This window comes from Thiobacillus denitrificans DSM 12475 (assembly GCF_000376425.1).
Taxonomy (GTDB): domain Bacteria; phylum Pseudomonadota; class Gammaproteobacteria; order Burkholderiales; family Thiobacillaceae; genus Thiobacillus; species Thiobacillus denitrificans.
In genome coordinates, this window is the sequence record NZ_AQWL01000020.1 from 1 (window position 1) to 20,569 (window position 20,569).

The 20,569-nt window shown below is 64.8% G+C and carries 22 protein-coding genes and 1 pseudogene; 18 read left to right on the forward strand and 5 right to left on the reverse strand.

Going from position 1 to position 20,569, the window contains the following annotated elements:
• A pseudogene (locus B059_RS21040) lies at positions 1-118 on the forward strand (IS30 family transposase); the annotation flags it as partial.
• A gap of 168 nt (positions 119-286) precedes the next feature.
• Here the strand turns inward: B059_RS21040 and B059_RS0117770 are convergent.
• Both B059_RS0117770 and B059_RS21540 read right to left on the reverse strand, forming a co-directional pair.
• Entirely contained in the window at positions 287-1,669 is a 1,383-nt protein-coding gene (locus B059_RS0117770) for an alkaline phosphatase PhoX (RefSeq protein WP_026177632.1), read from the reverse strand.
• Between the two features lie 152 nt (positions 1,670-1,821).
• A complete protein-coding gene (locus tag B059_RS21540; protein WP_018079579.1) occupies positions 1,822-2,193 on the reverse strand; it encodes a hypothetical protein in 372 nt (123 codons plus the stop codon).
• A 45-nt stretch (positions 2,194-2,238) separates the two neighbouring features.
• Here B059_RS21540 and mnmC point away from each other — a divergent pair, with 45 nt between their 5' ends.
• Positions 2,239-4,074 carry a bifunctional tRNA (5-methylaminomethyl-2-thiouridine)(34)-methyltransferase MnmC2/FAD-dependent 5-carboxymethylaminomethyl-2-thiouridine(34) oxidoreductase MnmC1 gene (gene mnmC / locus B059_RS0117780; protein ID WP_018079580.1) on the forward strand — a complete coding sequence of 612 codons (1,836 nt, stop codon included), beginning with the start codon at positions 2,239-2,241 and terminating at the stop codon, positions 4,072-4,074.
• On the opposite strand, the gene B059_RS0117785 is transcribed toward mnmC, so the two are convergent.
• The 3 genes from B059_RS0117785 to flgA all read right to left on the reverse strand — a co-directional run bounded on the left by B059_RS0117785 (position 4,075) and on the right by flgA (position 5,657).
• Positions 4,075-4,566, reverse strand: coding sequence for a flagella synthesis protein FlgN (locus B059_RS0117785; RefSeq protein ID WP_018079581.1), 492 nt, complete (start codon positions 4,564-4,566; stop codon positions 4,075-4,077).
• Positions 4,553-4,849: a flagellar biosynthesis anti-sigma factor FlgM gene (gene flgM, locus B059_RS0117790; protein WP_018079582.1), complete on the reverse strand. Its 297-nt coding sequence runs from the start codon at positions 4,847-4,849 to the stop codon at positions 4,553-4,555. Before flgM ends, B059_RS0117785 begins: the two co-directional genes overlap by 14 nt.
• 94 nt (positions 4,850-4,943) lie before the next feature.
• Entirely contained in the window at positions 4,944-5,657 is a 714-nt protein-coding gene (flgA, locus tag B059_RS0117795) for a flagellar basal body P-ring formation chaperone FlgA (RefSeq protein WP_018079583.1), read from the reverse strand.
• A gap of 184 nt (positions 5,658-5,841) precedes the next feature.
• Between flgA and flgB the strand changes: the two genes are divergently transcribed.
• From flgB to B059_RS0117875, 16 genes are all read left to right on the forward strand, one after another.
• Entirely contained in the window at positions 5,842-6,249 is a 408-nt protein-coding gene (gene flgB, locus B059_RS0117800) for a flagellar basal body rod protein FlgB (RefSeq protein ID WP_018079584.1), read from the forward strand.
• 11 nt (positions 6,250-6,260) lie between these two features.
• Positions 6,261-6,665, forward strand: coding sequence for a flagellar basal body rod protein FlgC (gene flgC, locus B059_RS0117805; RefSeq protein ID WP_018079585.1), 405 nt, complete (start codon positions 6,261-6,263; stop codon positions 6,663-6,665).
• Positions 6,666-6,678: 13 nt separating this feature from the next.
• Complete coding sequence (locus B059_RS0117810) at positions 6,679-7,344, forward strand: flagellar hook assembly protein FlgD (RefSeq protein ID WP_018079586.1); 666 nt, start codon at positions 6,679-6,681, stop codon at positions 7,342-7,344.
• A gap of 38 nt (positions 7,345-7,382) precedes the next feature.
• The gene (gene flgE, locus B059_RS0117815; protein ID WP_018079587.1) at positions 7,383-8,609 is read left to right on the forward strand and encodes a flagellar hook protein FlgE; all 1,227 of its coding nucleotides are present in this window, start codon (positions 7,383-7,385) and stop codon (positions 8,607-8,609) included.
• Positions 8,610-8,640: 31 nt separating this feature from the next.
• Complete coding sequence (gene flgF / locus B059_RS0117820; RefSeq protein WP_018079588.1) at positions 8,641-9,381, forward strand: flagellar basal-body rod protein FlgF; 741 nt, start codon at positions 8,641-8,643, stop codon at positions 9,379-9,381.
• Positions 9,382-9,400: 19 nt separating this feature from the next.
• On the forward strand, positions 9,401-10,183 hold the full coding sequence (flgG, locus tag B059_RS0117825) for a flagellar basal-body rod protein FlgG (protein WP_018079589.1): 783 nt from the start codon (positions 9,401-9,403) through the stop codon (positions 10,181-10,183).
• Positions 10,184-10,191: 8 nt separating this feature from the next.
• Positions 10,192-10,860 (forward strand): flagellar basal body L-ring protein FlgH, encoded by a 669-nt coding sequence (locus B059_RS0117830; RefSeq protein WP_018079590.1) that lies wholly within the window; start codon positions 10,192-10,194, stop codon positions 10,858-10,860.
• Between the two features lie 12 nt (positions 10,861-10,872).
• Positions 10,873-11,970 carry a flagellar basal body P-ring protein FlgI gene (locus B059_RS0117835; RefSeq protein WP_026177634.1) on the forward strand — a complete coding sequence of 366 codons (1,098 nt, stop codon included), beginning with the start codon at positions 10,873-10,875 and terminating at the stop codon, positions 11,968-11,970.
• Complete coding sequence (flgJ, locus tag B059_RS0117840; RefSeq protein ID WP_018079592.1) at positions 11,971-12,816, forward strand: flagellar assembly peptidoglycan hydrolase FlgJ; 846 nt, start codon at positions 11,971-11,973, stop codon at positions 12,814-12,816. It abuts the gene before it with no gap.
• A gap of 92 nt (positions 12,817-12,908) precedes the next feature.
• A complete protein-coding gene (flgK, locus tag B059_RS0117845; RefSeq protein WP_018079593.1) occupies positions 12,909-14,882 on the forward strand; it encodes a flagellar hook-associated protein FlgK in 1,974 nt (657 codons plus the stop codon).
• A gap of 15 nt (positions 14,883-14,897) precedes the next feature.
• The gene (flgL, locus tag B059_RS0117850) at positions 14,898-15,803 is read left to right on the forward strand and encodes a flagellar hook-associated protein FlgL (protein WP_018079594.1); all 906 of its coding nucleotides are present in this window, start codon (positions 14,898-14,900) and stop codon (positions 15,801-15,803) included.
• Between the two features lie 44 nt (positions 15,804-15,847).
• Complete coding sequence (locus B059_RS0117855; RefSeq protein WP_018079595.1) at positions 15,848-16,363, forward strand: hypothetical protein; 516 nt, start codon at positions 15,848-15,850, stop codon at positions 16,361-16,363.
• A gap of 52 nt (positions 16,364-16,415) precedes the next feature.
• Entirely contained in the window at positions 16,416-16,781 is a 366-nt protein-coding gene (locus B059_RS0117860) for a response regulator (protein ID WP_026177635.1), read from the forward strand.
• 46 nt (positions 16,782-16,827) lie between these two features.
• On the forward strand, positions 16,828-18,915 hold the full coding sequence (cheA, locus tag B059_RS0117865) for a chemotaxis protein CheA (protein WP_018079597.1): 2,088 nt from the start codon (positions 16,828-16,830) through the stop codon (positions 18,913-18,915).
• Between the two features lie 37 nt (positions 18,916-18,952).
• The gene (locus B059_RS0117870) at positions 18,953-19,450 is read left to right on the forward strand and encodes a chemotaxis protein CheW (RefSeq protein ID WP_018079598.1); all 498 of its coding nucleotides are present in this window, start codon (positions 18,953-18,955) and stop codon (positions 19,448-19,450) included.
• A 49-nt stretch (positions 19,451-19,499) separates the two neighbouring features.
• Positions 19,500-20,569, forward strand: a 1,070-nt coding sequence (locus B059_RS0117875; protein ID WP_018079599.1) for a Tar ligand binding domain-containing protein, incomplete at its 3' end; no start/stop codon positions are given.

Sequence of the window (20,569 nt, forward strand, 5' to 3'; positions counted from 1 at the left end):
CTACTCGCAAGCCAAGCTCAATGCCATCGCGAGGAAATTGAATGAGCGCCCTAGGAAAACACTAAACTACGCAACACCCGCCGAACGATTTCACCAATCCGTTGCGTCGATCGGTTGAATCCGCCGCTCATGAGCGGACACACTTGCCTGGCTGGACCGAAGTCGGCGAAGTGAGCAGTCAGATACAGGTCCGCATTCCCTCTCGACCCAAAGAACAAAGCCCCCAACCAGTGGGGGCTTTGTTCCGCATCCGAGCGCCCTGCGAGCCGCTCTTCTTATCAGGCGATCAGGCCTGACCTTTGCGCCACGGACCTTCGATCACCAGCGTGAGGCCGGGACTCTGCATGTTGACGAACATGAAGCGGCCGTTATGCGAGAAGCAACCGCCGCAGAACTCGGAGCCGTTGCCGATCACGTTTTCAGACACGATGAACAGCTCGCCCTTAGAGTTCACGCCGACGATGTTGTCGCCGCCGCTGCCGTCTTCGTATAGGTACAGGCGGCCATCGGGGCCGACAGTAAGGTTGTCGGGCGCCTCCAGCAGGTTGGCGTCGGTCGATTCGACGATCAGGGTGACACTGTCACCCGCAGGGTCGTAGGCCCAGACCTGGCCCTTGCCGATGTCGCCGCCGTTGGAACATACGAAATACACCTTGCCGTCGCCGTACCACACGCCTTCGCCGCGCGAGAACTTGGCGGCACCTTTCGCATGCGCCTCGTAGCGCACCGTATCGGTGTCGGGGTCGACGGTGTCGATGTCCACCCATTCGCAGGCGAGCGGCTGGTTCAAGAAGCCGAGGAAGCCGCTCTTGGTGTCTGCGGCGGGATAGTCGCGCAGCTTCAGCGCCTGCAGCTTGCCGCCGGCGAGCAGCTTGCCCGGCACGTCGGGAATGTAGCGGTAAAAGCAGCTGTCGCCGCGGTCTTCGGTCTGGTAGACGATGCCGGTCGCGGGATCGTTGGCGGTCGCTTCGTGGTTGAAGCGGCCCATGGCGACGATGGGCTCGGCCATCACCGGGCCGGTCGCATTCGCCGGCACTTCGAACACGTAACCGTGGCGCTTCTGATAGCCGCTGGCGGTGCCACTGGGCAGCGAGACGTTTTCCTCGCAGGTGAGCCAGGTGCCCCACGGGGTCAGGCCACCGGCGCAGTTGTTGTTGGTACCGCCGAGCGAGGCGAAGTCGCGCACCAGATGGCCATTTTCGTCGAGGACCAGGGTGGTGGTGCCGCCATTGCACCAGGTGTCGTACTTCAGATGGTCGGGCACGACCACGCCGGCGTTGTCACCGAACTTGGCTTCGCGGTTGGACAGTTCGTGGTTGCGCACCAGAATCGTCATGCCGTCCGGACCCTTGAAAGCGGCCATGCCGTCGTGGTCGCCTGGCACGCGACTGCCATCGCTCATGGTCTGGCCGATCCAGGAAACGACCCAGTAGCGAAAATCCTTCGGCAGGGAAATCAACGGCAGGTTACGGTAGTCGAACGCGATGCTGCCATCGACCCGATACGACATCAGCTCGTGGGTATTGAGCGGCAGGGCGGGTTCGAGCGGGCCGAAACCGGGACCGAAGGCCGGTGCGCCGATGGCGGCACGACTATATAGCGTGGCGAGCGGGGCCAGCATGGCGCCGGCACCGACGAGTTTCATGAAATCACGACGTGAAGCTGACATTTAACAACTCTCCTGATTTTGTGGAACGGTTGGGTTTGGGCCGGCGCTGCGTGGCAACGCGCCGTTTCGCAATCATGAAGGCGGTATATGACAATTTTTCGCGAGCGGGAAACGCCCGTGCCGGGATGCTCATGGCGCGGCAAACTCGGGGATCACCGGAGCGTGGCCCGACGGCCGCTGCAGCTTGCGCCTGTCGCGTTCGATGGTGCTCGCGGTGCAGGCAGCGGCCGGCGGTTCCGATAGTAGGATTGGCCCGGAGGCCGGGGTTGCAGCGGAAGCGCATCATGCGGTAGCTCTCCAGGAGAAGCTTTTCTCCTGCTGCTCGAACAGGCGGAAGCTGCAAGGCCCAGCACGCTGTCCTGCACGATCTGCGCGCTGCGCTCCGAGCCGTGGATGAAGAAGCTGCCTTGCGACAGCTTCGCGTGGCGGATCGGCAGCAGTTCGGCATTGCTGCCGAGCACGGCCACCGCGCGCAGCCGCCCGCTGGCCGTGAGTTCGGCTGCCCAGGTTTTCGGTTGCAGCATGATAGGGCGAAGTCGCAGTGAACCGGCCCAATGTAACATTCGGGGATGCTGAAAACCATTATTCCGGCCCGCCTCGAATTCAGGGACGGCGTGCCGTATTCCGCCGCCTACGGCGACATCTATCATTCTGCCGACGGCGGTGCCGGGCAGGCGCGCCACGTGTTCCTGCAGGGCTGCGGCCTGCCGCAGGCGTGGGTGCATCGCGCCCGCTTCGTCGTGCTGGAAACCGGCTTCGGCACCGGGCTGAATTTCCTGTCGACCTGGGCGGCGTGGCGCGATGACCCGGCACGCCCCGGGCGGCTGCATTTCCTGTCGGTCGAAAAGCATCCGTTCGGCGCCGGCGACCTGACGCGCCTGCATGCGCAATGGCCGGAATGGGCGCGCCTATCCGGCGAACTGCGAGCGAACTGGCCGATGCTGACGCCGGGCTTCCACCGCATCGCGCTCGACGGCGGGCGGGTGCAGCTCACCCTGATGCTGGGCGACGCGGCGGACTGCCTGCCGCAGGTCGAAGCGGGCGTCGACGCCTTCTATCTGGATGGTTTCGCCCCCGACCGCAATGCCGATCTCTGGCAGCCCGGGCTGTTTGACGAGCTCGCGCGGCTGGCGAACCCCGGGGCGATGGCGGCGACCTACACGGTGGCGGCAGCGGTGCGCGAGGGACTGAATCGGGCGGGCTTCGCCTGCGAAAAACGTGCCGGTTACGGCCGCAAGCGGCATTGCCTGAGTGCGCGTTTTACCGCCGGCGCCGGCGCCGATGAATCCGCCGTGCCGCAGCGTGCCACCGTCATCGGCGCCGGTGTCGCCGGCGCCGCCGTGGCGCATGCGCTGGCGCAGCGCGGCGTCGCCGTCACCGTGCTGGAGCGCGCGGCGGACAGTGGTCAGGGGGCGTCGGGCAATCCGCTGGCGGTGTTCCGCCCGTTGATCTCGCGCGACGACAACCACGCCAGCCGGCTGACACGCGCAGCCTTTCTATATGATCTGCGCGCGTGGGCTGCGCTGGGTGATGCGCCGGAATGGTCGCGCTGCGGCGTGCTGCATCTGGCCAGGGATGCGGATAGGGCGGCGAAGCAGCGGCTGGCACTGGACCGCGCCGCACCGCCTGCGGATTACGCGCGCTGGGTGGAAGCGGACGAAGCGTGCGAACTGGCGAACTGGCCGGTCGCCGCGGCCGGCGTCTTTTACCCGGCGGCGGGCTGGGTGGTGCCGGGCAGTGTGTGTCGTGCTTGGCTCGATCATCCGGCAATCCAGCTGAGAACCGGCTGCATGGTGGCGCGTGTGCAGGCTGGCGCTGCCGGTTGGCAGGCACTGGGCGAGGACGGTGCGGTGCTGGCCGATGCCGATGCCGTGGTGCTGGCCAACGCGCGCGACGCCCTGGATCTGGTTGCGGGGCAGGCCTGGCCGCTGCATGCCGTGCGCGGCCAGGTCACGCGGCTGCCGCCCGGCTGCCTGCCGGAAATCCGGCGGGTGATCGCGCGCGAAGGCTACGTGGCGGCGGGCGCGGGCCAGCTTGTGGTCGGCGCAACCTACGAACACCCTGAAGGGCACAAGCACGATGACGACGATAGCGCACCGCGCAGGGCGAGCGATCTTGCCAATCTGGCCCGGCTGGAAGCAATTCTGCCGGGGGCGGGCGAACGCTGCGCGCTGGCGGCAGTGAGCGGGCGCGCCTCGCTGCGCGCCACGCTGCCGGACCGGCTGCCGATGGTGGGGGCGGTCGGCGGGCAGGCGGGATTGTATGTGGCGGCGGGCTACGCGTCGCGCGGGGTGGTGTGGGCGGGCTTGCTGGGCGAGGCGCTGGCCGACCGCATCACCCGTCAGCCGCTGCCGCTGGAGCGCGATTTGATGCGGGCGATCGCTCCCGGGCGCTTCGCCCGCTGATCAGGCGGCGGTGAGAGGGGTACCTTTGCGCGCGGCGACCGCGAGGCCGGCATGGTCGTACAGGCCGCCCTGGCTGGTTGCGCTGTGGATCAGCACATTGAGCGCCTGCCGGGTGGAGTTGAGGCGCAACTCGATCAGCGAGCCGATGCGCTGGTTCGCCGCCTGAACCTCCTGTTCCAGCGCGCATAGCCGCTGCCAGCGGGCGCGCTGCTCGGGCTGGCCGTGTTGCGCCAGCCAGGCGTCCATGCCGGCGCGGTCGGCGGCGTGTCCGGCGGCCAGCAGCTCGGCGTGGCGCTTCCGCGCATGCCCGCTCACGGCCTGCAACTGCGTCAGCTTGGCGGTGTTCAGCTGGGCCAGGCAGTCGGCCTCGCCCGCGATCAAGGCCCGCTCCTCATCCTGCAGGATATCGAGTAGCCCCTGCCAGGCAGCACTTTCCGCCGCCAGGCCGGCAATCGGGGCGGGATCGGGGGAAACCGGCTTATCGGGTGACATGGAGCATTTCCTTCACCGAATCGATCAGGCCTGCAGCGATGTTTTCGGGTTTGATGCTGTACTCGCCGCTGGCGATGGCTTCCTTGATGCTGTCCACCCGCGCCCGGTCGACCACCGGGATCGCCGCCATCTGGGTTTCCAGCTGTTTCAGCTGGGCAGCGCGCGAACTCAGGGTGACATCGGTCTGCTCGGTGCCGGTGCGCTTGTTCGCCTGCGGCTGGGCGGGGCGGTTTTCGACGGAGGGAGGCAGCGTAACCTGCTTCAGGCCTGGATCGATTTTCATGGCGGGTTCCTGTTGGGGTCGGACAGCGCGGGGAGAATATCCCGAGCTACATGGGTAACGTCAATTTACCAATATTCTGAAGCCGGGGCGCGGCTCAAAAAGTAACGACGACCTGCTGGCCGTCGTGCGCGATGCCGCTGATCACCTGGCCGGAGCGGGTTTTCACCCGCACCCGGTCGCCGCGCCCGGCATTGGCCAGCGCCTGGCCTTCACTCTGCACGGAAAATCCCGGGCCGTTCAGCACCAGCCGGGTGACCTGTCCCTGCTGCACCGCAAGCGGGGGACGCAGCAGGGCGCTGCGCAGCGGCGCACCTGCGGCCAGCCCGGAAACCGCGCGGTAGCCCAGCATCGCTTCGGCATCGGTGACCACGTCGGCGGGCAGGCTGCCGAGATCGCCCTCGCGCAGCACGATGTCGGCGGCGGTCAGGACGTGATTGGCGGGAAGCGGCTGACGGGTGACGGCATACGGGGCGATGACGCGCACCTGCGCGGGCAGGTAGACCGTCCATTGCGCCGGCGCCAGGCAGCGCACGCCGATGCTGAACTTGCCGATGCTGCGGCTGCCGGCGGGCTGGAATGCGTCGAGCGCGGAACAGGCGGGCAGCGCAGTGCGCGGCGGCTTGACCTGTATCGTTACCTTGCCCGGCAGGCCGCCGGTCTGCGTTTTCAGGAAGCGCTCGGCGTGGGCCTGCAGCGCCGCAGGGTCTTGCGGTTCGGCCGCGTGGACTGCGGCCGCCAGGCTCAGGCAGGCGGCGGCCAGCCACAGCCCGCGGGCACGCCCGCCTGCATGGATCGGTTCTGCAGCCATCCTCGGCTCCTCGATTCGCTTTTTCACAGTGCGTCATTCTAGGAAGCGCGGCCACATTCGAAACGCCGAAATGAACCGGCTTTCTGCCGCTTATCGTGCGATTGAATGGACAGGCGCATGTCTAGGATGCAGTCATCGCAAAAAGGCTTTGCAGCGCAGGCGGCAAAGTAAAGAGGTGACGACCATGCTGAACCGGCTGGATGACATGCTGAATTTCCACCAACAGGCGCTGCGTATCCGCGACCAGCGCCAACAGGTGCTGGCGTCCAACATCGCCAACGCCGACACGCCGCATTACAAGGCGCGCGACATGGATTTCAAGGCGACCCTGCAAGGCGCGCTCAAGGGCGGCGGCACCCCCGGCGCGACGGCGCTGGCCACCACGGCGCCCGGGCATCTGGCGGGCAATTCCGGCCAGGCAGCCACGGCGGGACTGCTGTACCGCACTCCCGCCCAGGGCAGCGTCGACGGCAACACGGTGGACGTTGACGCCGAGCGCGCCGCCTTCGCCGAAAACGCCATTCAGTATGAATTCAACCTGACCCGGATCAACCAGCAGATCAAGGGTCTGCTGACCGCCATCCAGGGATAAGGAGTCCGGGCATGTCGCTGTTCAATATCTTCAACGTGGCCGGTTCGGCGATGAACGCCCAGTCGCAGCGGCTGAACACCGTCGCCAGCAACCTCGCCAACGCCGACAGCGCGACCAGCGCCAGCGGCGAGCCCTACAAGGCCAGGCAGGTGGTGTTCGCCGCGACGCCGGTGGGCGAAAACGGCGCCACCGGGGTGAACGTGGCGGCGGTGATCGAGGATCCGTCGCCGATGAAAATGGTGTACGACCCGAAAAACCCGCTGGCCGACGGCAAGGGTTACGTGGCGATGCCCAACGTCAACGTGGTGGAGGAGATGGTCAACATGATTTCCGCCTCGCGTTCCTACCAATCCAACGTGGAAATGATGAATACCACCAAAACCCTGCTGCTCAAGACATTGGGCCTGGGCCAATGAACGAGGACACGCCATGAGTACGGTACAAGACGCAGGCAATGTCAGCAGCCAGTTCGGCGCTGGCGCCGCCAAAACAGCGAAGAGCGGCACCGCAGACACCCAGGATCGTTTTCTGAGCCTGCTGGTTGCGCAGATGAAGAACCAGGACCCGCTGAATCCGCTCGACAACGCCCAGGTGACCAGCCAGATGGCGCAGCTCAGCACGGTGGAAGGCATCGAGAACATGAACAGCAGCCTGCAGGCCATGGTCGCCGGCATGGGCGCCAACCAGATGGCGCAGGCGGCCAGCCTGATCGGGCGAGGCGTGCTGGTTCCGGGCGACACGGTCAGTCCCGCCCAGTTCGAGGATGTGATGGGATTCGAGCTGTCGCGCCCGGCTGACAAGGTCACCGTCAGCATTCACGACACCGCGGGCGGGCTGGTGCGCAAGCTGGAGCTGGGCTCCAGGGAGACGGGCGTGAGCGTGCTGGCCTGGGACGGCCTGACCGACAGCGGAACCGCGGCGCCTGCCGGCCAGTACAGCTTCAAGGTCGATGCTGTCCAGGGCGGCCAGCCGGTCAGCAGCGTCGCCCTCAACCTCGGCATGGTGAACAGCGTTTCGCAGAACGGCCAGGGCGTGCAGCTGAACCTGGCTGGGAACGGCAGCGTGGGATACGGCGAGATCCGGCAGATTTTCTGAGCAGCAAGACCGGCAGCAACCATTCTAAGGAGCAGAACATGAGTTTTCAGCAAGGCCTGAGCGGGCTCAATGCCGCCGCAAAGAATCTGGATGTCATCGGCAACAACGTCGCCAACGCCAGCACCGTGGGTTTCAAGCAGTCGCAGGCGCAGTTTGCGGATGTCTATGCCAACTCCCTGACCGGCGCCGGCGGTGCCGGCGTCGGCATCGGCACCAAGGTGGCGCAGGTGGCCCAGCAGTTCACCCAGGGCAATATCTCGTCCACCAACAACCCGCTCGATATCGCCATCAACGGCGGCGGCTTTTTCCGCATGGACAACAACGGCGAAGTGAGTTACCAGCGCAACGGCCAGTTCCAGCTCGACCGCATGGGCTTCATCGTCAATCCGACCGGCGCCAAGCTGACCGGGTATATGGCGAACGCCAGCGGCACGCTGGCAGCCGGCGCGCCGGCACCCCTGAGCATCAATACCGCCGATCTGGTGCCGCAGGTCACGAGCGAGGTGAACGCGGTGCACAATTTCAATTCGAACAAGACGCCGCTGTCGGCGGCCGGCTTCGACATGACCGCCCCGACCACCTACCACGACTCGACCGCCCTTTCTGTCTACGACAGCCTGGGCAACGAGCACATGCTGCAGACCTTTTACGTCAAATCGGCAGCGGGAACCTGGGACGTTTTCGCCGCCAATGACGGCGTGCTGATAGGTGGCAGCGGCGCGGATGGCCAGATCGGTACCCTCAGCTTCAACGACACCGGCGCCCTCACCGGCGGCTCGCCGCTGACCCTGTCCGGGCTGGCGGTGACGACGGGGGCGGCTGCGCTCAATTTCACGATCGATTTCACCGACAGCACCCAGTTCGGCTCCGCCTTCAGCATCAACACGCTGAACCAGGACGGCTACACCTCGGGACGGCTGGCCAGCTTCAACGTCGGCGCCGACGGCATCGTTCTGGGCCGCTACACCAACGGCCAGTCGGCCGTTCTGGGCCAGGTGGTGCTGGCCAATTTTGCCAACCCCAACGGCCTGCAGCAGCTAGGTAACAACATGTGGGCCGAGACCTCGGCTTCGGGCACCCCGCTGGTGGGTACGCCCGACTCGGGCAGCCTGGGCGTGCTGCAGTCGATGGCGGTGGAGGATTCCAACGTCGACCTGACCGCCGAACTGGTCAACATGATCACCGCGCAGCGGGTATATCAAGCCAATGCGCAGACCATCAAGGCCCAGGATGCGGTACTGCAGACCCTGGTCAACCTGCGTTAAGCCTGTCTTGACGATGCACTGAGGAGGCAGCATGGACCGTCTCATCTACACCGCCATGACCGGCGCGAAACACGCGCTGGAGCAGCAGGCGACCACCTCGCACAATCTGGCGAACGCGACCACCACCGGCTTTCGCGCGCAGATCGACCAGTTCCGCGCGGTGCCGGTGCAGGGCGCGATCCTGCCTACCCGCGCCTTCGTCGTCGACTCCACCACCGGCAGCGATTTCCGCGGCGGCGCGATCCAGCACACCGGACGCGATCTCGACGTGGCGGTGCAGGGCGATGGCTGGATCGCAGTGCAGGCGGCGGACGGAACCGAGGCCTATACCCGCAACGGCAGCCTCAAGCTGGACGAGAACGGCGTGCTGCAGACGGGTAGCGGACTCACCGTGCTGGGCGACGGCGGCCCGCTGGCGATTCCGCCCGGCCGCAACATCGCGCTCGGCAAGGACGGCACGATTTCGCTGGTGCCCGACGGCTCCACCGCCACCGGCCTGACTTCGATCGGCCGCATGAAGCTGGTGAACCCGCCAGAAGCCGAGCTGGTGCGCGGTGACGACGGCCTGTTCCGGCTGAAGACCGGCGACGCCGCCAACGCCGACCCCAAGGTGACGCTGATCGGCGGCGCGCTGGAGTCCTCCAACGTCAACGTCGTCGACGAGATGGTCAACATGATCTCGCTGGCGCGCCAGTTCGACATGCACATGAAGCTGCTGCAGCACGCCGAGAGCAACGACGGCAAGGCGGCGCAGCTGTTGAGCATGAGCTAATTTTTTTAAAGGAGCCGACATGATTCGCTCACTCTGGATTGCCAAGACCGGTCTCGATGCGCAGCAGACGCAGATGGACGTGATTTCCAACAACCTCGCCAACGTCAGCACCAGCGGCTTCAAGCGCGCACGCGCGGTGTTCGAGGACCTGCTGTACCAGACCATCCGCCAGCCCGGTGCGCAGTCGTCCGAGCAGACGCAGCTGCCGTCCGGCCTGCAGATCGGCACCGGGGTGAAGCCGGTGGCGACCGAACGTATCTTCACCCAGGGCAACCTGCAGCAGACCGGCAACGCCAAGGACGTGGCGATCCAGGGCAACGGCTTCTTCCAGGTGCTGATGCCGGACGGCACCACCTCCTACACCCGCGACGGCTCGTTCCAGGCCGATGCCAACGGCCAGCTGGTGACCTCCAGCGGCTATGCGGTGCAGCCCGCCATCACCCTGCCGCCCGACACGCAAACCCTCACCATCGCGCGCGACGGCACGGTGTCGGTGACGCAGGCGGGGGCCGCCGCGCCGGTGACCGTCGGCACCCTGCAGCTGGCGATGTTCGTCAACCCGGCCGGCCTGCAGAGCATGGGCGAAAACCTCTACGCCGAGACCGCCGCCTCCGGCACGCCGAGTTCCAACGCGCCCGGCAGCAACGGCGCCGGCCTGTTGAACCAGGGCTACGTCGAGACCTCGAACGTCAACGTGGTGGAAGAAATGGTCAACATGATCCAGACCCAGCGCGCGTACGAGATCAACAGCAAGGCGATCCAGACATCCGACCAGATGCTGCAGCGCCTGACGCAGCTGTGAGTCATGTCATGAGCACATCGCGTGCATTCGGATTGCTGTGCGTGCTGCTGGGGCTGGCGGGCTGCGGCACCACGCCGTCGACCATCGTGCAGCAGCCGACCACCGCGCGGCCGCAGGTGCAGGCATCCCCTACCGCCGGCAATGGCGCGATCTACCAGGCGGCCGCTTACCGTCCGCTGTTCGAAGACCGACGCGCGCGCAACGTCGGCGACGTGCTGACCATCGCCATCAACGAAAAAACCCAGGCGGGCAAACAGGCCTCCTCCAATGGATCGAAGACCAGCGAGGTCGATTCGTCGATCAGCGCGGTTGCCGGCCTGCCGCTGAAAATGTTCCAGGGCCTGGGGGTGAACGCCGAGGCGTCGAACCAGTACGACGCCAAGTCCGCGGTCAATTCCAGCAACAATTTCACCGGCAACGTCAGCGTCACCGTGGTCGAAGTGCTGCCCAACGGCAACCTGGCCGTCGCCGGCGAAAAACAGGTTGCGCTCGACAAGAGCACCGAATACATCCGTCTGTCGGGCGTGGTCAATCCCGACACCATCCAGGCGGGCAATATCGTGTCGTCGGCCAAGGTGGCGGACGCGCGCATCGAGTACCGCACCAGCGCCAATTTCGACAAGGCCGAAATGATGAGCTGGCTGGCGCGCTTCTTCCTCAGTTTCATTCCTTTATAAACGGTGGGCACCATGCGGATTTCAAGCTTGCTTCTTCTGGCCGCGCTGCTGGCGGGCGGCGCGGCGCATGCCGAACGCATCAAGGACATCGCAAGCATGCAGGGCGTGCGCACTAACCAGCTGGCGGGATACGGCCTGGTGGTGGGGCTCGATGGCAGTGGCGACCAGACCACGCAGACCCCGTTCACCACCCAGAGCATCGCCAACATGCTGACGCAGATGGGGGTCAACCTGCCGCCCGGCATCAACATGCAGCTGAAGAACGTAGCGGCGGTGATGGTGACCGCCGAGCTGCCGCCGTTTGCCCAGGCCGGGCAGGGCATCGACGTGACGGTGTCGTCGATCGGCAACGCCAAGAGCCTGCGCGGCGGCACCCTGGTGATGACGCCGCTGAAGGGTGTCGATAGCCAGGTCTACGCGATGGCGCAGGGCAGCCTGGTGGTCGGCGGCGCCGGCGCCTCGGCCAGCGGCAGCAAGGTGCAGATCAATCATCTAGGCGTCGGGCGAATTCCCGCCGGCGCGACGGTCGAGCGCAGCGTCGCCAGCGCGCTGGGCCAATCCGGCAGCATCAACCTGGAGCTGCGGCAAAACGACTTCACCACCGCCAGCCGCGTGGTCGACGCGGTCAACGCGCATTTCGGCAGCAACATCGCGCGCGCGCTGAATGGCCGGGTAATCCAGGTGCAGACGCCGCTCGGCGAGAACGAGCGGGTGGCATTCCTGGGCGCCATCGAAAGCCTCGACGTTAGTCCGGCGCAGGCCATGGCCAAGGTCATCATCAATGCGCGCACCGGTTCGGTGGTGATGAACCGCGCGGTCATGCTCGACCCCAGCGCGGTATCGCACGGCAGCCTGTCGGTGATCATCAACACCGAACCGGTCATCAGCCAGCCGGCGCCGTTTTCCAAGGGGCAGACCGTGGTGACGACGCAGTCGCAGATCGAAATCCGCCAGCAGCCGGGCGAGGTCATGCTGCTGAAAGGTAGCGCCTCGCTGGCCGACGTGGTGAAGGCGCTCAATTCCATCGGCGCCACCCCGCAAGACCTGCTGGCCATTCTGCAGGCCCTGAAAGCGTCCGGCGCACTGCGCGCCGAACTGGAGGTGATTTAGATGATCGGCGGCGCGGACCTCTCCTCCAAGTTTGCGCTCGACGTCCAGGGCGTCAACCAGCTCAAGCTCGACGCGAAGCAATCCTCGCCCGAGGCTTTACGCTCCGCCGCGCAGCAGTTCGAGGCAGTGTTCATGAACATGCTGATGAAAAGCATGCGCGAGGCAACGCCGCAGGACGGCATGCTCGACAGCGATCAGACCCGCATGTACACCTCGATGCTCGACCAGCAGCTGACGCAGCGCATGGCCAGCCGCGGCATCGGCCTCGCCGACGTGATGGTGCGCCAGCTTTCCGCCACGCTGCAGGCGCCGATCGGCGAGGGCGCAACGCCGGCCCAGCCGGCGGCGCAGGCGTTGCCGACCGCCGCGCGCAGCGGCGACGCGCCCGCGCACGTCGAGGCTTTCGTGCAGCGGCTGCTGCCGCACGCCAAGGCGGCGAGCGCCAGCACCGGCATCCCCGCCCCGTTCATGCTGGGACAGGCGGCACTGGAAACCGGCTGGGGCAAGGCCGAAATCCGCGGCGCCGACGGCCAGAACAGCCACAACCTGTTCGGCATCAAGGCGGGCGGTTCGTGGCGCGGCCGCACGGTCGACATCGTCACCACCGAATACGTCAACGGCCAGCCACAGAAGCAGGTAGACACATTCCGCGCCTACGATTCCTACGCCGATGCCTTCCGTGACTACGCCAACCTGCTGCGCGCCAATCCGCGCTACCAGAACGTGATCGCGCAGGGACAGGATGCGGCCGGGTTTGCCCAGGGTTTGCAGCAGGCAGGCTATGCCACCGACCCGAATTACGCCCAGAAGCTGCTGAGCGTGATCAGGCAATTCGGCCAGGCTTGACCGCGGCGGCTTAAGAATCCGGCGATCCCACCGATTCACCTGTCAAGCGTAGCGATATTTTGTTTCCCACCCCAATCCTGGCGACCCGATAGATGGCAACCAACATACTCAACATCGGCCGGAGTGCTCTTGCTGCCGCACAGGTGGGGATCAACACGACCGGCCACAATATCGCGAACGCAGCGACGCCGGGCTACAACCGCCAGGTCGCGGTGCAGGGCACGGCCCAGCCGCAGAATTTCGGTTTCGGCTTCATGGGGCAGGGCACCGAGATTTCTACGGTCAAGCGCGTGTACAGCGAGTTCCTCGGCAGCCAGACACGTTCCGCGCAAACCTCGAAAAGCGGGCTCGACAGCTATTACGCGCAGATCAAGCAGATCGACAACCTGCTGGCCGACCCGGCTTCCGGGTTGTCGCCTGCCTTGCAGGGGTTCTTCAGCGGCATTCAGGAGCTGTCCTCGAATCCGGCGGCAATCCCGTCGCGCCAGGCGGCCTTGTCGTCGGCCGAGACGCTGGTTTCGCGTTTCCAGAGTCTGGCCGGACGGCTCGACGAGATCGAGCAGGGCATCAACAGCCAGATCACGTCGAGCGTCAACGGCATCAACAGCTATGCGCAACAGATTGCGCAGCTGAACGACACCATCGGCCGTGTCCAGAGCGGCAATGGCCAGCCCGCCAACGACCTGCTCGATCAGCGTGATCAGCTGATTCTGGATCTGAACAAGGAAATCAAGGCGACGGTCGTCAAGCAGGACAACGGCCATTACAACATTTTCATCGGCAACGGCCAGCCGCTGGTGGTGGGGGTGAACACCTACGCGCTTTCGACCGCGGCATCGCCCACCAACCCGGAACGCATCGAGGTGGCTTACCGGACGGCTGGCAAGACGGTGGTGGTGGGCGAGTCCAGCCTGGTCGGCGGCAAGCTGGGCGGCCTGGTCGAATTTCGCAGCCGGACGCTCGATTCCGCCCAGAACGCCCTGGGTCGCGTTGCCATCGGCATGGCCGACACGTTCAATGCGCAGCACCGCCTCGGACGGGATCTCAATGGCAACCCGGGAGGCGATTTCTTCACGCTGCCGTCTCCCGTGGTGGGCGCGAACAGCGCCAACACCGGCGACGCTGCCATTTCCGCCAGCATCGGCAATGTCAATGCGCTGACCACCAGCGATTACCGGCTGCAGTACGACGGCACCGATTACACGCTGACCCGGTTGTCCGACAACAAAACGTTTCCTTCCGGCGCGCTTCCGCAAACCGTCGACGGCATCGAATTCAGCCTGGCGTCCGGCGCCGCCGTTGCCGGCGACAACTTCCTGATCCGCCCGACCGTCAACGGCGCATCCGGCCTGGCGGTGGCGATCACCGATCCGGCGCAGATCGCCGCCGCGGCTGCCTTGCCCGTCACCCCTGTCGGCACGTCGGCAGCGGGCGCCAATGCCGGCGATGTCGCCATCGGCGCCGCCACGGTCGACAGCAGCTATACGACGCCGCTCGCCGCACCGGTGACGTTCACCTATAAGGCCGACCCGGTGAACGGCGATGGATTCGTCCTGTCGACCCCGGTGACGGTGACCGATGCGGGCGCCCCGCCCACTACCACTGCCTATGCCGCGGGCGACATCGTGCCTTATGTCGAAGGCGCAACGATCAGCTTCGGCGGCATCAGTTCCGTCCTCAGCAGTCCCACCGGCACCGCCCCGGCCGACGGCGACAGCTTCACCGTGGCGGCCAACCCGTTCGGCGTCGGCGACAACCGCAATGCCTTGCTGCTCGGCGCACTGCAAACCGCCAATACCCTCGGCAACGGCACCACCAGCTTCCAGGGGGCCTATTCGCAGCTGGTCAGCCAGATCGGCAACAAGACTCGCGAGCTCGAAGTCACCAGCAGCGCGGCCGGCAAGCTGCTCTCCGAGGCGCAGCTCTCGCTGCAGACCGAGTCGGGCGTCAATCTGGACGAAGAGGCGACCAATCTGCTGCGCTACCAGCAGGCCTACCAGGCGGCCGCCAAGGTCATGCAGATCGCCAGCGAGATGTTCGACGCGCTGCTCACCATCGGCCGATAAGGGGATCCGAACATCATGCGCATCAGCACCCAAACCCTGTTCGAGACCGGTGCCGCCCGCCTCAGCGAGCTGCAGTCCGGCCTTGTCAGGACGCAACAGCAAATCTCCACCGGACGCCGCGTCCTGACACCGGCAGACGACCCCGTCGCTGCCGCGCGTGCGCTCGAGGTGGCCCAGTCGCAATCGATCAATACGCAGTACGGCGTCAACCGGCAAGGCGCGAAAAGCGCGCTCGGCGCAGTGGAGGGCACGCTATCGGGCGTGACGGCCTTGCTGCAGGATGCCAAAACCACCGTCATCGCCGCAGGCAATCCCACTCTGAGCGACACCGAACGCGGTTTCATGGCGACCGAGTTGCGCGGCCGTTTCGATGAACTGCTGGCACTGGCCAACAGCCGCGATGCACTGGGCAATTACCTGTTTTCCGGTTTTCAGACCGCGACGCCCGCGTTTTCCAAAGATCCAGTTAGCGGCGCGGTGCAATACGACGGCGACCAGGGGCAGCGCCTGATACAGGTCGACAGCGCGCGCCAGATGGCGGTGAGCAACCCGGGACAGGCGGTTTTCCAGGGCGGCGGACAGGATGTATTCGCCACCTTGAACGCGCTCATCGTCCAGCTGGAAACGCCGGGAACCACCGGGCTTGGCGCTACGTTGGCAACCGTCAACGGCGACCTGGATCTGGCACTGAACAACGTGTTGACGGTGCGCGCGTCGGTCGGCTCGCGGCTGCAGGAAATCGATGCGCTCGACAACGTAGGCGAAGACCGCAAGCTGCAGTACAGCCAGACACTGTCGGAATTGCAGGATCTCGATTACGCCCAGGCGCTGACCCAGTTGTCGCAGCAACAGTTGACGCTCGAAGCGGCACAGAAGTCGTTCGTGAAAACCTCCGGACTGTCGCTGTTCAACTTCCTGTGAGGCCCGACATGCTTCCCCAGGAATCTCCATCCGGCGAATTACCGATGAATACCCAGGTCATGCGCCTGTTGTCCGGCGTGTCCGTCCATGGCGATCAGCACCTGGCGGAGGTCGAGCGGGATCTGGTGCAGATGGATGTCTTGCTGGACGAGGCCATCAAGAAACTGTGCACGAATTTCATGGCAATCCATCACGCGGTCGACCGGCAGCAGGAAGCCTTGAACGGCCTGCTGGCCGGCAGCATACCGGCGGCCGAGTGTGCGGCGCGCTTCGAGGCGCTGCGCGGCGAGATCGGCCAGCATGTCGGCGCCGCCGTGACGGGGCTGCAATTCCAGGACATGACCAGCCAGCTGATCGGCCGCATGGTGCAGCATCTGGCCGGCCTGCGCGACGTGTTCGGCGCGCTCGATACGAACGGCGCGGCCTTGCCGGAAAGCGGGAGTGAAGCGCTGCTGGCCCTGCTGGGCGACATCGGCAGCCGGGTCGGCGTGCGCAGCTCAGGCGTGCGCAGCACGGTGAACCAGCGCCACATGGAAAGCGGCGACATCGAACTGTTTTGAAATGACGGAATACGCGGGCGCATGCCCGCCTATGCAAAGAGCGGGAGCAGCAATGAGTAAAACAATACTTGCAGTGGATGACTCGGGATCGCTGCGCCAGATGCTGTCCTTCAGCCTGAAGGCCGCGGGCTATGGCGTGGTCGAGGCGGTGGACGGACAGGACGGCCTGGACAAGGCGAGGAAGCAGACGGTCGACCTGGTGCTCACCGACCAGAACATGCCTGGCATGGATGGCCTGAGCCTGATCAAGGCACTGCGCGGAATGAAAAATTACCAGAATGTGCCGATCTTGATGCTGACCACCGAGACCGGCGACGACATGAAGGCAATGGGCCGGGCTGCCGGCGCCAATGGCTGGCTGGTGAAGCCGTTCGATCCGGCACGCTTGACCGAAGTGGTGAAAAAACTGATCGGCTGAGAATGCGGAGCCCGAGCCTGCAGCGAATAAATGACGGAGTTTGAAAATGACGATTGATATGAGCCAGTTCTACCAGGTGTTTTTCGACGAGGCCGACGAGCTGCTCGCCGAGATGGAAAAACTGCTGCTGGCTCTCGACGTGTCCGCGCCCGACAGCGAGGACCTCAACGCGATCTTTCGGGCCGCGCATTCCATCAAGGGCGGCGCCGCCACTTTTGCCTTTACCGATATCACCGAAGTCACCCACATGCTGGAGTCGCTGCTCGACAGGATACGCAAGGGGGAAATGGCACTGACGCCCGAGCATGTGGATGCCTTCCTGGCCGCCAAGGACGTCCTGACCATGCAGATGGATGGCCATCATCATGGATCGGGTGTCGACCAGGATGCGGTTGACAGCGTTTGCCAGCGGCTGAAGGCGCTGTCGCAGGACATCGTTCCGGAAACGCCAGCCGTCGAGGCTGCCCCGGTGGCCGCTGCCGAGCCCGCCGCAGCCGCACCGGTTGCCGATGCGGATGGCAACTACATTTTCCACATTGAATTGCCCGAAGTGCCGCAGCGGGATGTCGATGCGCTGGCGGCGGAACTGGGCTTGCTGGGCACGATCGGCCAGGAGCGTCTGGCTGACCAGCGCGTGGTTTTCACGCTGACCACCAGCGAGAGCCAGGACAGCATCGTCGCGATTTGTTCGTTCGTGCTCGATCCGGATGATCTCAAGATTACGCTGGGCGCTGCCCCGGCTGCCCCGCAAGCCGAACTGCAAGGCGGCAGCGGAACGAAGCAGCCGGCCGAAGACCCGGGCTATGGGATTTTCGAGCCGCAGCAGGCGGAGGCGGCCAGCCCGCCCTCCCCTGCCGTCAAGCCGGAGCAGGCCGCGGCCAGCGCGCCCGCAGCCGAAGCCAAGAACTGGGGCCGCCGCGCGACCGACAAGGAAGGCGGCAACCAGGAATCGTCGTCGATCCGGGTCGGCATCGAGAAGGTCGATCAGCTGATCAACCTGGTCGGCGAACTGGTCATCACCCAGGCCATGATCGAGCAGCGCATCGGCGCGCTCGATCCGATCGCCCACGAACGTCTGCTCAACAGTGCCAGCCAACTGGCGCGCAACACGCGCGACCTGCAGGAAGCGGTGATGTCGATCCGCATGATGCCGATGGATTATGTGTTTTCGCGTTTCCCGCGCATGGTGCGCGATCTGGCCGGCAAGCTCGGCAAGAAGGTCGATTTCGTCACGCACGGCGCCGCTACCGAACTCGACAAGGGGCTGATCGAACGCATTGTCGACCCGCTGACGCACCTGGTGCGCAACAGCGTCGACCACGGCATCGAAATGCCCGAGAAGCGTCGCGAGAGTGGCAAGAACGAAGCCGGCAAGCTGACCCTGTCGGCCGCGCACCAAGGCGGCAACATCGTGATCGAGGTGAGCGACGACGGCGGCGGCCTGAATCGCGAGCGGATTCTTGCCAAGGCGAAGCAGCAGGGCCTGGATGTATCGGACACGATGCCCGATGCCGATGTCTGGAATCTTGTTATGGCCCCCGGCTTTTCCACTGCGGAAGTGGTGACCGATGTATCCGGCCGCGGCGTGGGCATGGATGTGGTCAAGCGCAACATCGCGGCAATGGGCGGCTCCGTCGATATCCGTTCGGTTCCCGGCAGCGGCACCACGATTGCCATCTCCCTGCCGCTGACGCTGGCCATTCTCGACGGCATGTCGGTCAAGGTGGGAGAAGAGGTGTACATCCTGCCGCTCGGCTATGTCATCGAATCGCTGCAGCCGGCCTCGGCCGACGTCAAGGAAATTGCCGGCCAGGGCCGGGTGATCAAGATACGCGGGGAGTATCTGCAGCTGATCCCGCTGTACCAGATCTTCGCCATCGAGCCGTGTTTCACCGAGCCGTCAGAGGGAATCGTCGTCATTCTCGAGGCCGACGGCAAGAAGGCCGCCTTGCTGGTCGACAGCCTGGTCGGCCAGCAGCAGGTAGTCGTCAAGAACCTCGAGTCGAATTTCCGCAAGGTGGCCGGCATTTCCGGCGCCACCATTCTGGGGGATGGCGGCGTTTCACTGATTCTCGATGTTTCCGCGCTTTTGCGCTCAAGCCGCCAGCTCAGCGCCGCCCCCATCTTTTACTGAGTCCGGATCACCCATTCGGGCAAAAAGGATTGACACCATGTCCTACACCACACAGACACAAGCACAGGCCGGCGTCGGAGAGATTGCCGGGAAAGAGTTTCTGGCCTTCACCCTGGGGCAGGAAGAATACGGCATCGACATCCTGCGGGTGCAGGAGATCCGGGGGTACGAACCGGTCACCCGCATTGCCAATGCGCCCGACTTCATCAAGGGGGTGGTGAACCTGCGCGGCATTATCGTGCCGGTCGTCGACATGCGCATCAAATTCAGTCTGGGCACCCCCACCTACGACCAGTTCACCGTGGTGATCATCCTCAACATCGGCGGCCGGGTAATGGGCATGGTGGTGGATAGCGTCTCCGACGTCACCACGCTGTCCCCGAACCAGGTAAGGCCTGCGCCGGAAATGGGGACTTTCGACAGCGATTACCTCATCGGCCTAGGCACGCTCAACGAGCGCATGCTGATTCTGGTGGATATCGACAAGCTCATGTCCAGCAGCGAAATGGGATTGATGGAAAAAATCGCAGCCTGACAGGCGGCCGAAATCAAGCGCTTACTACCCAAAAATCCGGGAGTCCTAAATGTTTGAAAATATGAGCATCAAGTCGCGGCTGATTTTCGTGATCGGCTTTCTTTCCGTGCTGTTGACGGGCATCGGGGTGATGGGGCTGAGCAGCCTGAGCGCCACCAATAACGCCTTGAAAACTGTCTACGAGGACAGGATGGTTGCGCTGGGCCTGCTGGAGCGCATGTCCATGCTGATGAACCAGAATCAGATCACGATTGCCGAAGCAACCGCAGGCCAGTTGACGGCTTTTCCTGAAGATACGTCCGCGGTCGACAAGAAGACCGAAGCGGTAAGCAACACGATCAGGGAAATCGACGGAATCTGGAAGACCTACATGGCGACCCGGCTGACGGCCGAAGAAACGAAACTGGCCGGGGAACTGGATGCCAATCGCCGAAAATATGGCCGCGAGGGCATGATCCCTGCCATTGCGGCATTGCGTGCCCATGATTTCCAGCAGGCCGGGGAGATATTGCAGGGGCCGCTGAGCCAGACCTATCCCGCAGTGCGGGAAAGCATGGAGGCGGTCAATCGGCTCCAGCTCGACGTGGCGAAAGGCGAATTCCAGTCGGCGCAAACCCGCTATGTCTTCGTGCGCGCTACTTCGATTGCGGTCATTGTCTGCGGCGTGCTGCTGGCTGCATTTATCGGCCTCTGGCTGATTCGCGCCATTTCGCGTCCGCTGAACGAGGCGGTCCGGCTGGCCGAAAGCGTCGCCGCAGGGGATCTGACGCAGCAGATCGACGTGCATTCGCAGAATGAGACCGGCCAGCTGATGCAGGCAATGAAGAACATGAACGCCAGCCTGGCAGACATCGTCAGCCAGGTGCGCAACGGCACCGAGACCATATCGGTTGCCTCGCGTGAGATAGCGACGGGGAATGCCGACTTGTCCTCGCGCACCGAATCGCAGGCCAGCTCACTGGAAGAGACGGCGAGTTCGATGGAAGAGCTGACCAGCACCGTCAGGCAGAACGCCGAGAATGCGCGCCAGGCCAACCAGCTTGTTGTTTCCACTGCCGACGTTGCGGTCAAGGGCGGCCAGGTTGTCGGCCAGGTCGTCGACACCATGGCCTCGATCAA